This window comes from Amazonocrinis nigriterrae CENA67 (assembly GCF_016056305.1).
Lineage (GTDB): Bacteria > Cyanobacteriota > Cyanobacteriia > Cyanobacteriales > Nostocaceae > Amazonocrinis > Amazonocrinis nigriterrae.
In genome coordinates this window covers 12828-29965 of sequence record NZ_JAECZC010000033.1, presented here as the reverse complement: position 1 = coordinate 29965, position 17138 = coordinate 12828, and the positions used below count along the sequence as shown (strand labels likewise).

At 40.6% G+C, this 17138-nt stretch carries 14 protein-coding genes; 5 read left to right on the top strand and 9 right to left on the bottom strand.

What is annotated here, in order from left to right; translation table 11 throughout:
- Positions 1-202: 202 nt before the first annotated feature.
- Both psbA and rpiA read right to left on the bottom strand, forming a co-directional pair.
- Entirely contained in the window at positions 203-1285 is a 1083-nt protein-coding gene (gene psbA, locus I8748_RS17705; RefSeq protein ID WP_198125890.1) for a photosystem II q(b) protein, read from the bottom strand.
- 344 nt (positions 1286-1629) lie between these two features.
- Positions 1630-2340: a ribose-5-phosphate isomerase RpiA gene (rpiA, locus tag I8748_RS17700; protein ID WP_198125889.1), complete on the bottom strand. Its 711-nt coding sequence runs from the start codon at positions 2338-2340 to the stop codon at positions 1630-1632.
- A gap of 171 nt (positions 2341-2511) precedes the next feature.
- Here rpiA and I8748_RS17695 point away from each other — a divergent pair, with 171 nt between their 5' ends.
- Both I8748_RS17695 and dusB read left to right on the top strand, forming a co-directional pair.
- A complete protein-coding gene (locus I8748_RS17695) occupies positions 2512-3006 on the top strand; it encodes an ester cyclase (RefSeq protein ID WP_198125888.1) in 495 nt (164 codons plus the stop codon).
- A gap of 42 nt (positions 3007-3048) precedes the next feature.
- On the top strand, positions 3049-4101 hold the full coding sequence (dusB, locus tag I8748_RS17690) for a tRNA dihydrouridine synthase DusB (protein WP_198125887.1): 1053 nt from the start codon (positions 3049-3051) through the stop codon (positions 4099-4101).
- A gap of 61 nt (positions 4102-4162) precedes the next feature.
- Here the strand turns inward: dusB and I8748_RS17685 are convergent, their stop codons facing one another.
- Positions 4163-5140, bottom strand: a complete 978-nt coding sequence (locus I8748_RS17685; protein WP_198125886.1) for a 2-hydroxyacid dehydrogenase — start codon at positions 5138-5140, stop codon at positions 4163-4165.
- Positions 5141-5286: 146 nt separating this feature from the next.
- On the bottom strand, positions 5287-8397 hold the full coding sequence (locus tag I8748_RS17680; protein WP_198125885.1) for a plasmid replication protein, CyRepA1 family: 3111 nt from the start codon (positions 8395-8397) through the stop codon (positions 5287-5289).
- Between the two features lie 560 nt (positions 8398-8957).
- Here I8748_RS17680 and I8748_RS17675 point away from each other — a divergent pair.
- Positions 8958-9401 (top strand): hypothetical protein, encoded by a 444-nt coding sequence (locus I8748_RS17675; RefSeq protein WP_198125884.1) that lies wholly within the window; start codon positions 8958-8960, stop codon positions 9399-9401.
- 202 nt (positions 9402-9603) lie between these two features.
- Here I8748_RS17675 and I8748_RS17670 read toward each other — a convergent pair whose 3' ends face one another.
- A complete protein-coding gene (locus tag I8748_RS17670; protein ID WP_198125883.1) occupies positions 9604-9933 on the bottom strand; it encodes a low molecular weight protein tyrosine phosphatase family protein in 330 nt (109 codons plus the stop codon).
- Positions 9930-10271 (bottom strand): hypothetical protein, encoded by a 342-nt coding sequence (locus I8748_RS17665; RefSeq protein WP_198125882.1) that lies wholly within the window; start codon positions 10269-10271, stop codon positions 9930-9932. Before I8748_RS17665 ends, I8748_RS17670 begins: the two co-directional genes overlap by 4 nt.
- A gap of 302 nt (positions 10272-10573) precedes the next feature.
- Between I8748_RS17665 and I8748_RS17660 the strand changes: the two genes are divergently transcribed.
- Entirely contained in the window at positions 10574-11071 is a 498-nt protein-coding gene (locus tag I8748_RS17660) for an ASCH domain-containing protein (protein ID WP_198125881.1), read from the top strand.
- Between the two features lie 60 nt (positions 11072-11131).
- Here the strand turns inward: I8748_RS17660 and I8748_RS17655 are convergent, their stop codons facing one another.
- Positions 11132-12796, bottom strand: coding sequence for a GNAT family N-acetyltransferase (locus I8748_RS17655; RefSeq protein ID WP_214662624.1), 1665 nt, complete (start codon positions 12794-12796; stop codon positions 11132-11134).
- A 367-nt stretch (positions 12797-13163) separates the two neighbouring features.
- Complete coding sequence (gene secA / locus I8748_RS17650) at positions 13164-15956, bottom strand: preprotein translocase subunit SecA (RefSeq protein ID WP_198125879.1); 2793 nt, start codon at positions 15954-15956, stop codon at positions 13164-13166.
- A gap of 268 nt (positions 15957-16224) precedes the next feature.
- On the opposite strand from secA, the gene I8748_RS17645 reads away from it, so the two are divergent.
- Entirely contained in the window at positions 16225-16392 is a 168-nt protein-coding gene (locus I8748_RS17645) for a hypothetical protein (RefSeq protein WP_198125878.1), read from the top strand.
- Positions 16393-16532: 140 nt separating this feature from the next.
- Here I8748_RS17645 and I8748_RS17640 read toward each other — a convergent pair whose 3' ends face one another.
- Positions 16533-17075 (bottom strand): cytochrome C, encoded by a 543-nt coding sequence (locus tag I8748_RS17640; protein WP_198125877.1) that lies wholly within the window; start codon positions 17073-17075, stop codon positions 16533-16535.
- Positions 17076-17138: the final 63 nt, after the last annotated feature.

The window sequence follows — 17138 nt, the reverse complement described above, 5'->3', positions numbered from 1 at the left end:
CATCTTCAGCAAAAAGCCGTATGACAACTTTAAGAATTATTGCTATTTATACTAGGACATTTACTAATATAGAATAGTTACAATTAGCCAACTGTACCCAAGTATACAAGTTATTTTTTATAATCTACTAACCCTTAAAATTAACAATAAAAAAAACGCCCTCTACATCAGAGAGCGCTATTAAATTATATTAACCCTAGACCTAACCATGAATTGTAGGAGCTTGTAAAGCCACAGGCATAGCTTCAGCAGTAGCTAAATCAAGTGGGAAATTGTGAGCATTGCGTTCATGCATTACTTCTATACCCAAATTGGCACGGTTTAATACATCTGCCCATGTATTAATTACACGACCTTCAGAGTCAAGTATCGATTGGTTGAAATTGAACCCATTGAGATTAAACGCCATTGTACTAATGCCCAATGCTGTCAACCAAATACAAACCACAGGCCAAGCAGCCAAGAAAAAGTGCAACGAACGCGAGTTATTAAAGCTGGCATATTGCCAAATTAAACGTCCAAAGTAACCGTGAGCCGCTACGATGCTATAAGTTTCTTGTTCTTGACCAAACTTATAGCCGTAGTTCACAGATTCAACTTCAGTTGTCTCCCTAACTAGAGAAGAAGACACCAAAGAACCATGCATTGCAGAGAACAGCGCACCACCAAACACCCCCGCTACACCAAACTGATGGAATGGGTGCATGAGGATGTTATGCTCAGCTTGGAATACCAACATGAAATTAAAAGTGCCACTAATTCCCAGAGGCATCCCGTCAGAAAAACTACCTTGACCAATGGGATAAATTAAGAAAACCGACGTTGCAGCAGCTACAGGGGCAGAATAAGCAACACAAATCCAGGGACGCATCCCCAAACGATAGCTTAATTCCCATTGCCGACCTAGCCAGCAGAAAATACCAATGAGAAAGTGCAAAATAATTAGTTGATAAGGGCCGCCATTGTACAGCCATTCATCCATAGAAGCAGCTTCCCAAAGTGGGTAGAAATGCAAACCAATAGCATTGGATGTGGGTACAACAGCACCAGTAATGATGTTATTGCCGTATAATAAAGAACCAGAAACCGGCTCTCGAATCCCATCAATATCGACGGGAGGCGCAGCAATAAAGGCAATGATGAAACAGATAGTAGCGGTCAACAGAGTAGGAATCATTAAAACGCCGAACCAGCCGACATAAAGCCGATTATCGGTGCTAGTAATCCATTGACAAAAACGATGCCACAGGCTACCGCTTTCGCTTCTTCCTAAAGTTGTAGTCATGGATTTGGTGATTATAAAGTAGGGACAACAAACTTTCTCAAATCATCAAGAATTGAGAACTTTGTTGTTTTCAAATAATTTTGCAAAAAACCTTCTCTCTAATCGCCGGAAATCTGCTGAATTACCTCACATCGAAAACGCTATTAACCAAATTTCCCAGAGAGAATGTATGAACAAAGGGGAAACTTTTTCCGGCTCTTACTATCACGTTCTACATTAATTATTTGTATTTTTCAATATGTTTATTTTAAGTTTTACTAAGTTAAATTTCTTTGTGTCTTCGTGTCTTGGTGGTTTAAATTTTTTACCACAAAGACACGAAGACACGAAGATTTAACTATGTTTTACAGTTCCCTGACTAGTGGCTGACCATCTTTAACTTCGCCAACTAAAACTAAATCTGCACAGTTGACGAAGATACCATTTTCCAGAACACCGGGAATGTTATTCAGTGTTTTTTCTAGGTTCACCGGGTCGTCAATTGAGTCAAATCTGACATCTAATACAAAATTTCCTTGGTCGGTGATTACTGGGCCAGCTTTTTTCACACCCATACGGAGTTCGGGTTTACCACCGAGTTGTTTAATGGCATTTGTCACAGGTGTGATGGCCATTGGTATGACTTCCACTGGTACGGGGAAACTAGAACCCAAACGGTCTACTAATTTACCACTATCTACCACGACTATAAATTGTGCTGCTAGGTAATCGACGACTTTTTCACGGGTATGTGCTGCACCACCGCCTTTAATCAGATTCTTTTGGGGATCTACTTCATCAGCGCCATCAATGGCGATATCAATGTGGTCAACAGCATCTAAAGTGGTGAGAGGAACACCGTACTTTTTTGCTAGCACTTCTGATTGAAAAGAGGTAGGGATACCGACGATATCTTTAAGTTCACCGGACTTGAGGCGATCGCCCAAAAACTGAATTGTATAAGCTGTGGTTGAACCCGTACCCAACCCAACAATCGAACCTGATTTTACCAAAGCAGCGGCGGCTTTACCAACTTCTTGCTTCATCAACGTCACGGGGTCTGCTGTTGCGGTCATTCCTCAAACTGCTCCATAAAACTTATCTAAAATGAACATAACCCAAAGTTACGCCCATTTCGTGCGTAAAAGGGACTGGGAATTGGGAATTGGGAATTGAAAGAATCTATAAATAGATCTCTTTCCAGTCCCCCAGTACCCAGTCCCCAGTCCCCAGTACCCCCGTTAACTATGTCAACCGAACAAAACAAGTCCATCGTGCTGCAAATGTATAAGACCTTTGACCAAGGTAATTTAGAGCAAGCACAGGAATTTCTCGCACCAAATTTTGTTGCTTACATCCCTGGTACATCAGAACCGCTGAATCGGGAAGCTTTTATCCAGTCTGTACTCATGGTCTTCCACTCAGCTTTCCCTGATGGCCATCATACATTTGCAGACGTTATTGCCGAAACTGAAAAAGTCGTCACACGGGGAACATTCACTGGCACTCATAGCGGAGAACTACTCGGTATTCCTCCCACAGGCAAACAAATCACCATTCCATTTTTTCACATTGATCGCATCGTAGATGATAAGCTTGTAGAACACTGGGGGCAAAGTGACTTATTAAGCTTAATGCAACAAGTGGGAATCATTCTAGTGCCAGGGCCAGATTTGATTAAGCGAAAATTGTATTTTGCGATCGCTTCAATTACAAGTGAATTTCAGAGAAAAGTTTCTTGAACTATCATCAAGTTGATTAATATTGCATTTTGAATTGTTTTTATGTTTACTCTGTCTCCCACTCTGCAAGCTAGACTATCCCAACCACTCAAAATCGGCTCTTTTGAAGTCAAAAGCCGAGTTTTGCAATCACCTTTATCTGGGGTGACAGATATGGTTTTTCGCCGCCTTGTGCGTCGTTATGCACCAGATTCGATGATGTACACAGAAATGGTAAACGCCACAGGCTTACACTATGTCAAACAGTTACCGAAAATCATGGAGGTAGACCCCAACGAACGACCAATCAGCATTCAGTTATTTGACTGTCGTCCAGATTTTTTAGCAGAAGCAGCAGTTAAGGCAGTGGCAGAAGGGGCTGATACTGTTGATATTAATATGGGATGCCCAGTAAATAAAATTACTAAAAATGGTGGTGGTTCTTCCTTGCTGCGGCAACCGGAAGTTGCTGAAGCTATTGTGCGGGAAGTAGTCAAAGCTGTTGATGTACCAGTGACAGTTAAAACCCGTATTGGCTGGAATGATAAAGAAATCACAATTCTCGACTTTGCCAAGCGCATGGAAGATGCAGGGGCAAAAATGATTACGGTACACGGCCGCACCCGCGCCCAAGGATACAATGGTAATGCTCGCTGGGAATGGATTGCCCGTGTGAAAGAAGTGCTTTCTATTCCGGTAATTGGCAATGGCGATATTTTCTCAGTTGAGGCGGCGGTGAAATGTTTAGAACAAACCGGTGCTGACGGGGTAATGTGTTCCCGTGGAACTTTGGGTTATCCGTTTCTGGTAGGAGAAATTGACCACTTCTTGAAAACAGGGGAAATCTTACCAACACCAACTCCCATTCAGCGGTTGGAATGTGCTAGAGATCATTTACAAGCATTGTGGGAGTATAAAGGCGATCGCGGTGTGCGTCAAGCCCGCAAGCACATGACTTGGTATGCTAAAGGTTTCGTTGGTGCTGCTGAATTGCGCGGACAATTGAGCGTCATCGAAACAGTGCAGCAAGGTTTGGATTTGATTGACAAAGCAATCGAACAGTTAAATATTGGTTATGAGCCAGTAGAAGAAGCAACGAATTTTCAAGTTGCATAGAAATGGGGCATGGTTGTTAACAACGGTACAGGCGTACAGCTGTGCGCCCGTACAACAGTCATCAGTCATCAGTATAAATTTCTGGGTTGACACAATAAGGTAACTGATGACCTTTCAATCCAGCAATCAAATTTGCGATCGCCATCTTTGCCATTTTTGAACGCGTTTGGCGGCTGGCACTGCCAATATGCGGTGTAATAATCAAGTTATCCAGAGTCAGCAATGGACTATCTTGAGGAATTGGTTCTGGTTCAGTGACATCCACCGCAGCCGCTGCAATTTTACCACTTGCAAGCGCCCGATATAACGCATCCGGGTCTACAACAGTTCCCCGCGCTGTATTAATTAGAATAGCTTCAGGCTTCATTAGATTAAATTGGCGATCGCTAAATAAATGATAGGTATCATCTGTCCCTGGTGTATGAACGGTGACAAAATCTGACTCTTGGAGTAACTGTTCAAACGGGGCAAACTCCACACCCAAAGACTTTTCTAATTCTGGTTCCCACTGATATCTGCTTGTATACAAAATTCGCATATCAAAGCCCTTTGCCCGACGGGCAACAGCTTGACCGATGCGACCAAAACCGACAATTCCCAAAGTTGCACCTGTGATATTAGGCCCCAGTAACAAATCTGGTTCCCAAGTTTGCCACAAACCCGCACGAGTAAACTTGTCTGCTTCCATCACTCGCCTTGCTGCTGCCATTAGCAACGCCCAAGCAAAATCCGCAGTTGCATCTGTCAACACACCAGGAGTATGCCCAACCGGAATTTTTCTTTTACTAGCTGCGGCAACATCTATATTATCGTAACCCACTGCAACTTGACTAATAACTTTCAGATTTCCTGCTATTAGTGGCGAATCAATTTTATCAGTCAGCAAACACAATAATCCATCTATAGTTTTTACCTTCTCCAACAAAACATCATAAGGAGGTGGTTGGCGTTCCGTCCAAACCTCTACAGTAGCAACCTCTTGCAGTTGTTTTAATTCTACAGGAAGGCGACGAGTAATAAAAACTTTAGCTTTAGACATAGTTAAATTCTTTGACTTATTTTATATATTCTTTCTTCTCTCTGCGTCCTTGGCGTCTTGGTGGTTCGTTTCTTCAACGAACCACAGAGGCACAGAGAACACAGAGAAATAAGAATTCGAGAGATATTTTGCGTAAGTTTTAATAGTTACTTACTAAATGCTGGTTGAAATTGTATCTTTTCCAATTTCCAGTTTGAAGAATAATTACCTATCTCACAGCCAACATTCTTAACATGAGCCAACATCAACTCATCTCGTTGATGCCAAACGGTAAATATTTTTTCTCTGCCATCATAGAATGTCTCTTGGTCAATTTGATAAGCCTCATTTCTCCGTATTAACTTTAACCCCAACAGATTTAGCAGCCGACTGAGTATTTTAATTGGCGAAACACCTTCTTTCCCCCTGATAAAATCCAGACCAAGCACTCTTTTAATTTGTTTATCATGTTGAAAAACTATATCTTTGAGCAAGAGCAAATCAGCATCATTTTCATGAAAATCTCTTTTCAAATCAAGTAACTGTAACATTCCTAAAGCTCTCAAAGCTTCTACTTTGAAAGTATATGTTTTTAAGTCTGGGAGAAAAACTTTTCCATCACCCCAAGATAGCTGCTGATACCATTCTTGCTGGTCTCTATAGTGGAAATACTCGCTTTCATGGGTAAGATAATAGTGAATTAACAACTGGGAATAATATCCTTTATCATCCTGTAGCTTGAGTAAGGGAGTAACTTTAACACCATACTTTTGTCTCAGCATGTACTTGTTGATTTGACTACGTTCCCCATCAGTGAGAGCATGTTTGGCTATTAGCTGTTCATATTCTACGTAATCAATATCCTTAGCCTCAGCAACAGTTTTTGCAGCGGCTAATTGATTTTGTAGCTTAATTTCTCTAATTTGGCGTTTGATTTCCTTAGCTTTTTGACGCTTATCTACCCAATCTTTTTGTACTTTGACAATTTCTAAAATCAACCTCTTACGTGTTGCTAAATCATTAGGGTCTGTAGCTAAAAAGGCAAGACGCAAATCTCTAATAATATTATTGTGAACAGCATTACTCCGTATCCAAATTTGATGACCATCCGCAGTTAAACCATCTTGCATCGACTGACGATAAAGACGAATAGAAGCGTTTACCCTGGCTGACAACTTTGACCAAGTACGTAAATGAATGGGGTCATATACTAATGGTAAATCCACATCTATTTTATGCAGTGGACTGAGCAAGGCTAAGTTTTCTTTTTGATTTTCCTGATACCAATCAGACAATAACCGATAATTTGTACTACCGCTACCAATCAAGCCAATTCCTCGTTTAGCACACCAGACAATACGCGGTACATCATCCCTAACTCTTGCTAAGGCTTGTCGTGCTTCTGAGTCTGGAATCACTCCTTGAAAAATACCATAAACTCGGTCAAAATGTTGGATATCAATACTAATACCTGTACCAAGGCTAGGGGTGACAAAAACTGTATCGTATTCAGCTATTTTTTGATTAATAGCTGCAACAAAATCAACGGCTTCATGACCCGGTGTGTTTGTCGTATGGCTGCTAATAACTAGAGATTTAGGAAATTGATATCGTAATTTTTCTAAACGTTCCTTGAGGTAACGTTCGATTGTTTCACAACTATAACGCCCTGAGCGACTATCGGTAGTCACATAACATTTGCGTCCTGCAAGTAAATCTAATTCTAGTTGATGAATCAGAGGTGTTGGGTTAGGAGAATCATAGAAAGTTACGTCCCAGCCCCTTTGTGGTTTCCATTGGTTCACAACTACCCAAGGCGTTAATTTAATTCCTGCCAATCCCTGCAAATATTCTAGGGATACATCTGATAAATCAGCATCTTGGGCAATTACTAAACCTCCAGTTTTCAAAACTGTAGAAATTAGTTGTTGGAATAATTTTAAAATTTTGACACGCTTGTGTTTACAGGTATTACTATTGAGTAGATGCCACAAAGATTGCTCTACTTCATCTAAAATTACTATTGCGCCTTGCCAATCTTCAGGGTTAAGTTTCCAAAGAGAATCAACACATAATCCAAAAGATTGAGTAATTGTTAATGGATGATTATTCAATGGTAGCTCTTTTATTAGCAGCTTAGTATTATTGAAACCCCATGTAATACCAATTTTTTCACATAAAAAGCGTCCTAATTGGATTCTGTGAGTAATTAACAATACTGGTTGATTTATAATTTTAGCTTGATTAACAATAGCTTGTAGTCCTGTAGTTTTACCAGTTCCTTTTGCTGATTTTACTCCTACTAATCCAGAAGTGGGTAAAGATATTTCCCCTAAATACGGACGATTGACAGTAAGTGCAGCAGGAATAGTTAACTCGGTATGGGGTTTAACTTGGGCCAGATAAATTTCTAAATCAACGCTTTGGCGATAAAGTTTTTCAAAATTACTTGCACCTTTAGCAACAATGAACTCATCTACACCTTTTTCCAAACCTGGAAGTTCTATAACTTTAACAGGGCAATTTTTCTTTTGGAATAGACAGCCAAGTTGGGAAATGGCATTATTTATAGCAGCAATTTTTCGTGGTTGAGTTTCAAAATCAAAACAAATATAAAAGGTGCGTTTTGTAATAGCAAATGCTGCTAAGTCGGGAATTAACTGTCGACTGATGACTTTGCCAAATCTATCTTTGACAACTCGATAACCGCTTGTGATTCCAGGAATAGCGATCGCAGCATATCCTTGTGATAATAGCGCCGCTGCTTTCTTTGCTCCCTCGCAGATGATTATGGGGATATTATGTTGCATCACCCACTGCCAAAAACCAACAGCTTCACCATGAGATGCAACGCTGATATCAGCAGGCATTGCTAAATTATAACGCTGTGAGACTTGCTGCCAAATGGACAACGTTACTCGCAGATAAAATACCCGCGTTGGCGTGCTGGGGGGATGCTCATACTTAATTGCCTTGCCTTTATCATTAATTCTGGGTTGGTTTGGCTTAAAACATCCCCATTCCATTGATTGCCAATTTTTTAGAGGATCTAGTCCCGAACACCACCAACCGCCTGCGCCAATATGAGAGTAGCGCTGTAACCAGCCACTTTTAACCATTCCCGTGTTGGTGCGAGGGAGATGTTCGGAAATTAATAAGTACTCATAAGCGGTTGCGTCTTGGAGAGACTTAAAGTTCAGCTCTGCTAAGTTTAAATCTATACCACTATTCTTGACTAATTCCTCAAGATGTTGGGGGTGTAAATAATGCAGATGCATGGGACGAGCCGCGAAGGGAACAAGATGGATTTAAAATCTATCATGCATTTGCTAGTTTGTTATGAAAGATTTTTACAGGGTTCGCTGATGCTTTTTTTACTTCGTTCCAGGTGATACATCGGTGAAGGTTAAGCTTAGTTGTTGCCTATGAACCTATTCAAGAAGTAATAACCTTGTACTGTGATATTTAATTACTGAAAATTTTTAATTTTCAGTAAAATTTCTATCCTTTACTGTTAACATATATGCTGATATTTGGCAATAAAGCATTGTCAAGATATGTAGACTATCAGCAGCTTAACCGCTAGAAGTCAAAAGAAATTAACCTAAATTTTAGTTATTTTTTATACTAATTTTGAACATACTGCTACCCATCTAGAGTGAGTATTAGAGCGATCACCCTGTATTCTCAAGCAGACTAAAAAGCTTAACCTCACTATGCTATTGAAAATTTGTTTATCTTAGTAAAATTACATACGCATTTTGGAATTAATAGAGTATAAATTAGCAGGGCAAAAAGAAAGTCAGCCCATTTTTCCCAGAATATATGGAGAGAACATATGCAACGCGCGTTTAAACAAACTGCTATACTTTCAGCAACAGCTGCGATCGCAATCCTATTTACGGGTTGTGGTGAAAGTAAAGTTACTCAATGTAACAAAATCATCAACGTTGCCAATCAAGCAGCTACCATAGGTCAGGAAATTAGCACAAATTCTAAGTCTGAAAAAGGTTCAAAATCCTTAACTGAAGCTGCTACTAAGATAGATAAAATCGCCAATGACATGAAAGCAGTCGAAGTTAAAGATGAAAAACTCCAAGGCTTTCAGGGACGCTTTCTGAAACTTTATCAGGATAGTAGTAAGGCTTTGCGTGATACAGCAGGTGCTTTGGATAAAAAGAATTTAAAAGCTGCTACTGGCTTTTTAGCAACCTTGAAAAACACTACTAATCAGGAAAGTGCTATCGTCAAGGAAATTAACGGTTACTGTTCTGGTAAGTGATACCATTTTGGATGAGCGGATTTTGGATTGTGAATCGCCTTGTGCATCTAGGTTTTACGAATCAATCTGTCGCAATCATTTTTCAAATTGGTATAATTCTGCGTTTAGCTTCATACCAAATATAGCAGTTAAATTTGGATGAAATACAAGTTTATTGATTTATTACACTCAACTGTAAACTGCTATATTTGATTTACTTCAATTAATAACTTCCTAATAAAGGCAAAACCTTATTTTTTAATAACTCAATTAAAGATGGTTCCATATACTCAAACTCATCTGGTATGTCTAAACAGATAACTCTTTTATTTTTCAGAAATGGCTGAAAATTTTGTGAGAGCTTTTGTTTATGTGATTTTTCCATCACAAAAATAATATCAGCCCATAAAAGTGCTTCTGTTGATACTGGAACTTCAGCATAGTGATCTAAACCTGCTGAATCAGTTTCCAATCCTTCATACTCAGAAAATACAGCCTCAGCCGTAGGACTTCGTAATCTATTTTGACTACAGAGAAATAACAGCTTTTTCATGCCTCAACAGCTACTAAGTTACCTGCTTTAATCATCACCATTAGGTGTTCAATGCGCTCATATTCATCCAGTTCTTTTAACTCACTGGGTGCTAGTTCGCCTGCTTTGCTACGTGCTAACAAGGTACGTAGCCGTGCTTGCATTTCTGGTGTAGGTTTAAAATCAGCAATTTGTTCAGGAGTTGGATTACTAGCAAGAAAGTCAAGGATGTATCGGTAAACTTGTGCTGGTACTGCTGGTTGTTGCAGACTCAAAGCCAGCAATTCAGGTAAGCGATGGCCTAATTGTGCTAATTGTTGAGATAGTTCCTCTGATACTTCTAGGGTGATTTTCGGCATAGTGCGCTTTCCCCAACTCTGTCTTGCTCATTATTGTAACTGTACTATGAGGGGTATCTTAAAGGGAGCGATCGCCTATAAAATACTCTAGTGGGTTTGTTCACAATTCATTGTCAGACAATGCATACATTAAGTAGGTCGGCACAATTCAAGTTAACTGATGAGGTTCATTATTTGTCATTTTTCATTGGTAAGAGCTTAGGGTATTTTTACCTCAGACACCATACTTATGTTTATTTTCAGCCACTTAGGAAATATTTCTCTAAATCTTTACAGTAGAATAGCTTATTTAAGAGGTTTTTATGCAATTTAAACACATCAAAGCTCTAAGTATCAAGCGAATCTATGCTGAACGTATTATGGCTGGTATCAAAACTATTGAGTTGCGAAAGCGTCGAATAGGTATGGAGTTAGGTGATCTTATTCTTTTATACGAAACTGCTCCTGATTCTGTTATCAGAGGAGGCTTCATAGCAGATAAAACTATATCTTTACCTGTTTCACAAATGTGGGAAAAGTATCATTATATGATGGGAGTAGAAAAAGATTTTTACGATAGCTATTTTGCTAACTGTGAACTTGCATATGGTACTTTAATCTATCGGACTTTTACCTTTCCTGAGTTATCACTCAATGAAATCTATCAAGTATGTTCTGGTTTTACACCCCCACAAGCAACCATTAATTGGCGAGAAGATTGGTATATTCATAAAGAATGGATTAATGTGCTAGGAGAAGGAAGGAATGAATTAATGCAAGCAGGACGGCTAAGTAACCAATTAAAACTATTTCCAGTTTAACTAATTTTATAATATTGTTTTTGTTGTCCTAACCAAATTATTGGTAAAAAACACAATCATTCACCATTCCAGTCCACCCTCTTTCATAATATTTTCGTATTGCTGATAGCTAATACTCTGCATATGTTGAGGAACACCATTAATACCAAATTGGCTGAACCTGGAATGATGAATTGGGTTTGGAAATGGTACCCACCAGCCAAATCTTAAAGCCATTGCACATCCTGCGCCAGACCCTCGACGTTTGATATGATTCTGAATATCTGATATTTGGTATACACCAATACCTCCAAATTGTAGAAAAAGCTCTTCAGGTAGGGCAATACGTCGTTCAAGAATATAACCTATTCCGCCAATTATACTCTGTGGACTTGAGATGTAAAACAATATTGGCGCACCGACAACATCTTCATAGATACACCAGGGATGGCAGTAATAAACATTATCTGTACGGAGAAAAAGTCTGTCATAAACATTAATAGTTGATTTGTTCTGTAGAATATTTTGCGTATTATTTATTTGTATCATTTGATTAGCCCACTTCGGCTTAATTGGGACAAGGTAAGCTTGCCGATTATTAAAAGCAAACCGGACTGGATAAAACAAAACTTCTAAATCAGAAATAGCAAAATTATTAATCTCTTGATTATTTACATTTAGAATTAGTCTATTGTTATAAAGTTGAGTTTGTATATTTGAGTTTTGAGGAGGGATAAACCAATTTTTATGATGTATAATCTGTTCTTTTTGGGGAATCAAAAAAACTGTATTAACTAACTCATCTGTAAACTGATTAATATTTACTTCGGTGATACGTCGATAAAAGCAATGTTTAGCGAGAACAAGTTCCGCCGAATTATTTCCATCAGCACGCTGATATCTACGTTGAGAAATTCCTTCTATACGAAAACCATATTTAGTAAAAAATGTTATAAGCTCTGCATTTTGTTCTGACAATGTAACAATAATTTTTTCAAAACGATTTCTAATCCACTCTCTGATGCAGTAAAACAATAAATGCTGACCTAAACCTGTTTTTCGGCTTTCAGGTGCTATGTAAAATAAAGAAAGTTTAGCAGTTATTTTATCTTTTTTCTTCCAAATAGCTACTGCACTGATAGGTTGATTTTCGATTGATGCTATGCTGATAGAAGCATTTGAATCATTTAACGTTTTATTCAACCATTTGTCAAAGTCTAAATAAGAATCTTTGAGTGGTTGTAATAAATTTTTGAGCGTGTCTTTATCATCAGGTTGAGAAAGTCTAATCACAGGCGATGATGCCTCTATTCCAGTTAAAAGCGGCAATTCTTTTTGAATTCGAGCAACAGCTTCTTTGGGAGACAATGCAGTGATTCCAAAACTAGCGCCATGAGTTGTCACTTTTTTATGCAGTGTTTCATCACGGGTTACAAAGACATTGCCACCGCATAGTTTGTGGGAAGCCAGATGCAAACAATCACGATAGCTATGTTCTCCATTACGAGAACTAGGGTTTGCGTTTGGCCAAAATTTTTGAAATAAGTCTTGAGCCAGTGAATCACGTTCAGCACATCTTTGTGAAGAAACACTGTGAACCGGAAGAAAGCCTATGCGTTGAGCTATTTCTGGTCTTTGGTTACCTGCATTTCCTATAACCTCTGTTGACAGTTGCTCTGTTACTACTAACTTCACAGCATCATTGAAGCCAAATCGTAAAAGTATAACAAGTTCTTGGTCTACCAATTCATGGGTATTAAGCAGATTTAGGACACAAGATGTATCTAGAGTGAATATTTCCACAAATACTCCAGAAAAATATTAATTCTTCACAGATAACCTTTGTTAGGCATCAAAAAATTTAGTTTAGTCTAAAATTTTAAGCTGCTTGATGATATTCTTCAAGTTTTGCACATTTCATAGTGGTAAATAAAAGTTGGTTCCTTTTTTCTTCAAGTTTTGTTGTCTTTATGTTCCTCATTTCAAAATGCTCAAAGAACATACTGTAGTAGTTCATTCCTTCTTAAAAGTACTCATCTCACCATAAAACAAAGACGCAGAAAGCACTCTCTGCGCCTCTGCGTCTGTTGCGTGAAATATTCCCTCTAACTTTTTACACCACTTCAGATGATGTTTGCACCACCGGCTGAGGCTGAGGCTGGAACATGAACAACGAATACACCACATCGCGACGGATATTAGTCATCATATCCAAGAACAACTCATATCCCTCACTCTTATACTCAATCAGCGGGTCTTTTTGACCATAACCACGCAAACCAACAGACTCGCGCAAAGCATCCATTTGTTGCAAATGTTCCCGCCACAGAGTATCAATTCGCTGCAAGATAAAGAAACGTTCAGCTTGGCGCATCAGTCCGGGTTGAATTTGGTCAATTTGCGCTTCTTTGAGGTCATAAGCAATTCGCACCTGTTCGTGGAGGAAGGCTTTAATCTCCGTGACAGCCATATCCTCTAACTGACTAGACTGCAAGTCTGCTAACAAGTAAACAAATTCTTTAACCTTTTCCACCAACTTTTCTAATTCCCACTCTTCCGAGGGTAAATCTGGGTTGATGTAATAATCAACGATGTCATCCATCGTTTTTTCAGCGTACTTAATCACTTGTTCTTTCAAGTCTTGACCTTCCAACACACGGCGACGTTCAGCGTAAATTGCGCGACGTTGGTTGTTCATCACCTCGTCGTACTCAAACACCTGTTTACGGATGTCGTAGTAGTAGGTTTCAACTTTTTTCTGTGCGCCTTCCAAACTGCGGGTAAGCATTCCCGACTCGATGGGCATATCTTCCTCCACTTGGAAAGCATTCATCAATCCAGCCACGCGATCGCCACCGAAAATCCGCAATAAGTTATCCTCTAAACTGAGGAAGAATCTCGTAGAACCAGGGTCGCCTTGTCGTCCTGCACGTCCCCGCAACTGGTTGTCAATACGCCGTGATTCGTGGCGTTCTGTACCAATTACGTGCAAACCGCCTAACTGTACAACCTCGTCGTGTTCGCGGCTAGTAAATTCTTCGTACTCGTGTTTAATTCGCTTGTAAGCTTCCCGCAATTGCTGAATCACGGGGTCATCGGTGGGAGCTTTTTCTGCTGCTACAGCTACCTTGTCTTCTGCTTCCAATTCTGGTAAACTGCGCTCACCATACTCCCGTACAGCAGAGTCTACAGCTTCTTTCAATAACTGTTCCGTTTCTTTGGAAAGTTTAGTGGGGAAGATTTCTGGTGAAGCTTTCCAGGTTTTGACTTTTTTACCAGGAACAAAGCCGTGTCCGCCACCGTGTCCTGTGGGCAGTCCCGCAGCTCTTTGCACGCCAAATACATCTTCATCTTCTGGCATGACAATGCGCGGCATAAAGTATTCCCGCAGCTTCAGACGCGCCATGTATTCAGAGTTACCACCGAGGATGATGTCTGTACCTCGTCCTGCCATGTTGGTCGCAATGGTGACAGCACCCCGCCGTCCCGCCTGAGCGACAATTTCCGCTTCCCGTTCCACGTTTTCCGGTCTAGCATTGAGCAATTCATGGGGTATTGACATTTGCTTCAGCAGCCGACTGAGAAGTTCAGATTTTTCTACACTAGTGGTTCCTACTAGTACTGGTCTGCCTAACTGGTGCATTTCAGCACATTCTTTAGCGATCGCCCCCCACTTGCCTGCTTCGGTCTTAAACACCATATCAGACAAGTCTTGGCGGTTTCTCGGTCTGTTGGTAGGAATTACAGCAACTTCCAGTTTGTAAATTTTTTCAAACTCTGGTTCTTCTGTTTTTGCTGTTCCCGTCATCCCGCCCAATTTCGGATACAGCAAGAACAAATTTTGATAAGTAATTGTCGCTAGAGTTTGAGTTTCTGGTTGAATTTCTACGCGTTCTTTGGCTTCAATTGCTTGGTGCAAGCCATCACTCCAACGTCTTCCTGGCAATACTCGCCCAGTAAATTCATCTACAATTACCACTTCCCCGTTGCGGACGATGTAGTTAACATCCTTGAGGAACAATTCTTTAGCTTTAATGGCATTGAAAACGAAGTGTGCCCAAGGATCTTCTGGGTTAAATAAATCTGTGACGTTTAAAAGACTTTCGGCTTCTGCAAAACCTTCATCTGTCAACAGTACGTTACGAGCTTTTTCATCTACTTCGTAATGCTCATCTTTTTTCAGCGTCAGTGAGATTTCCGCCGCTTGCAAATATTTTTCTGTAGGTCTTTCTACTTGCCCGGAAATAATTAGCGGTGTCCGTGCTTCATCAATTAAAATCGAGTCTACTTCGTCAATTACGCAATAGTTAAACGGGCGTTGTACCACATCAGCCATTGATGTTGCCATGTTATCCCGCAGGTAGTCAAAGCCTACCTCACTGTTGGTGACATAAGTAATATCACACTCATAGTTTTTCTGGCGTTCAGTGGGAGTCATGCTAGCTTGAATCAGCCCCACACTCAACCCCAAGAACCGATGTACCTGTCCCATCCATTCCGCGTCCCGACGAGCCAGGTAATCGTTGACTGTGACTACGTGTACGCCTTTGCCAGTCAGGGCATTTAAATAACTTGGTAATGTAGCAACCAGGGTTTTACCTTCCCCAGTTTTCATTTCCGCAATTTGCCCAGAATGCAGAATTACACCGCCTAACAATTGGACATCAAAATGCCGCAATCCTAAGACTCGCCGTCCTGCTTCTCTTACCACAGCAAAGGCTTCCGGCAGAATATCATCCAGGGTTTCGCCTTTGGCAAGCCGCTGTTTAAATTCTGCTGTTTTGCCTTTTAAATCTTCATCAGAAAGCGCTTTAATGTCTTCCTCTAAGAGGTTAATGTCGGTAATGTCAGGTTGATATTTTTTAAGCTTACGAGCGTTGGGATCGCCCAACAAGATTTTTAGCATGGCAGGTTATGGCACTAAATGGAGGGGATGGGAACTAAAGGTTTGATATTGATTATAAGAATTTGAACCAACCCAGCCATTTTAATTATGGATGGGTATAAAACAGCAAAAAGCCGATCAAATCAGTTTACTAAATGATTGGTTTTATTTCACAGTTTAAATTTGAGACTCTTTTAATAGTATCATTTTGCCCTCCACTGAGGCAGAGAACGCCGACCATAGGTTTTAGCGATCGCCCACCCTTTAAGAGCAGGGGGGCTTTTAGAGCATGGGAGCAGGGGGAGATGAGAAAGTTATAGCAAAGTGCGCTCGTGCTGTAGACGCTTGGTGCGGCTACTCTTCTCCTTCGGAGACGCTACGCGAACGAGAACGCCTAACGGCGAACCCGCAGGGTGGAGGCAGTGTGCTATCGCGCTTCGCCGACTTGTACCGCTAACGCGGAACCCGCAGGGTAGCACAAGCGCGTTGCTGAGTAGAAACCCAGGTGATTCAAGAAGACTTTGAGCAATCAACATTGTCCTAACCTATGTCACCACGGCCATACAACAATAATTCTCCCTCATCCCCCTCATCTTCCTACTTCTCCCATTCCTGGCTAAGGCGGCGGAAGTTGTAATCACTAGCGCTGGGATGACAACTGACACAACTGCCAATTTGTGTCGGGCGTGGTAACTCGACTTTGGGGTGCAAAGCTTTGAAGTAACGGGAGTTATTTACGCGATATGGGGTTTCTTCGTTTGGTGACTGGGTGCGGGAGAAGGTGGAAAGATACCTCCACACGAGAATACGGGGCGGATCGATTAAAGGCTTGAGTTGTGCCCCATAATGTTGTGAGTCTTCAAGCAGATTTTTCCAAGTTTCCCTGGGTAGCACAGCTGGTGGTAGAGCAATGTGACAAGTAGAGCAGTTTTCCAAATATAATTCTTGCCCTAGCTGGTATTGTGCAGGTACTACGTCAACTGTGCCAATTTCAGGGGTAGGAGTAGCACTGTGGGCGCTGGTTGCCAAGGCCAGAAGCCAGCCCATAGCTAGACTCCAAACTAAAATTACTAACATTAATCCTAAAGGACGGCGTTTGAGTTGGCGATCGCGAAATTTCCGCTTCACAAAATTTGACATTCCTCACATTCCCAGTTGCAATGTGGCAATTGTAACTAATAATAAGACTTACACAGGCTTGCT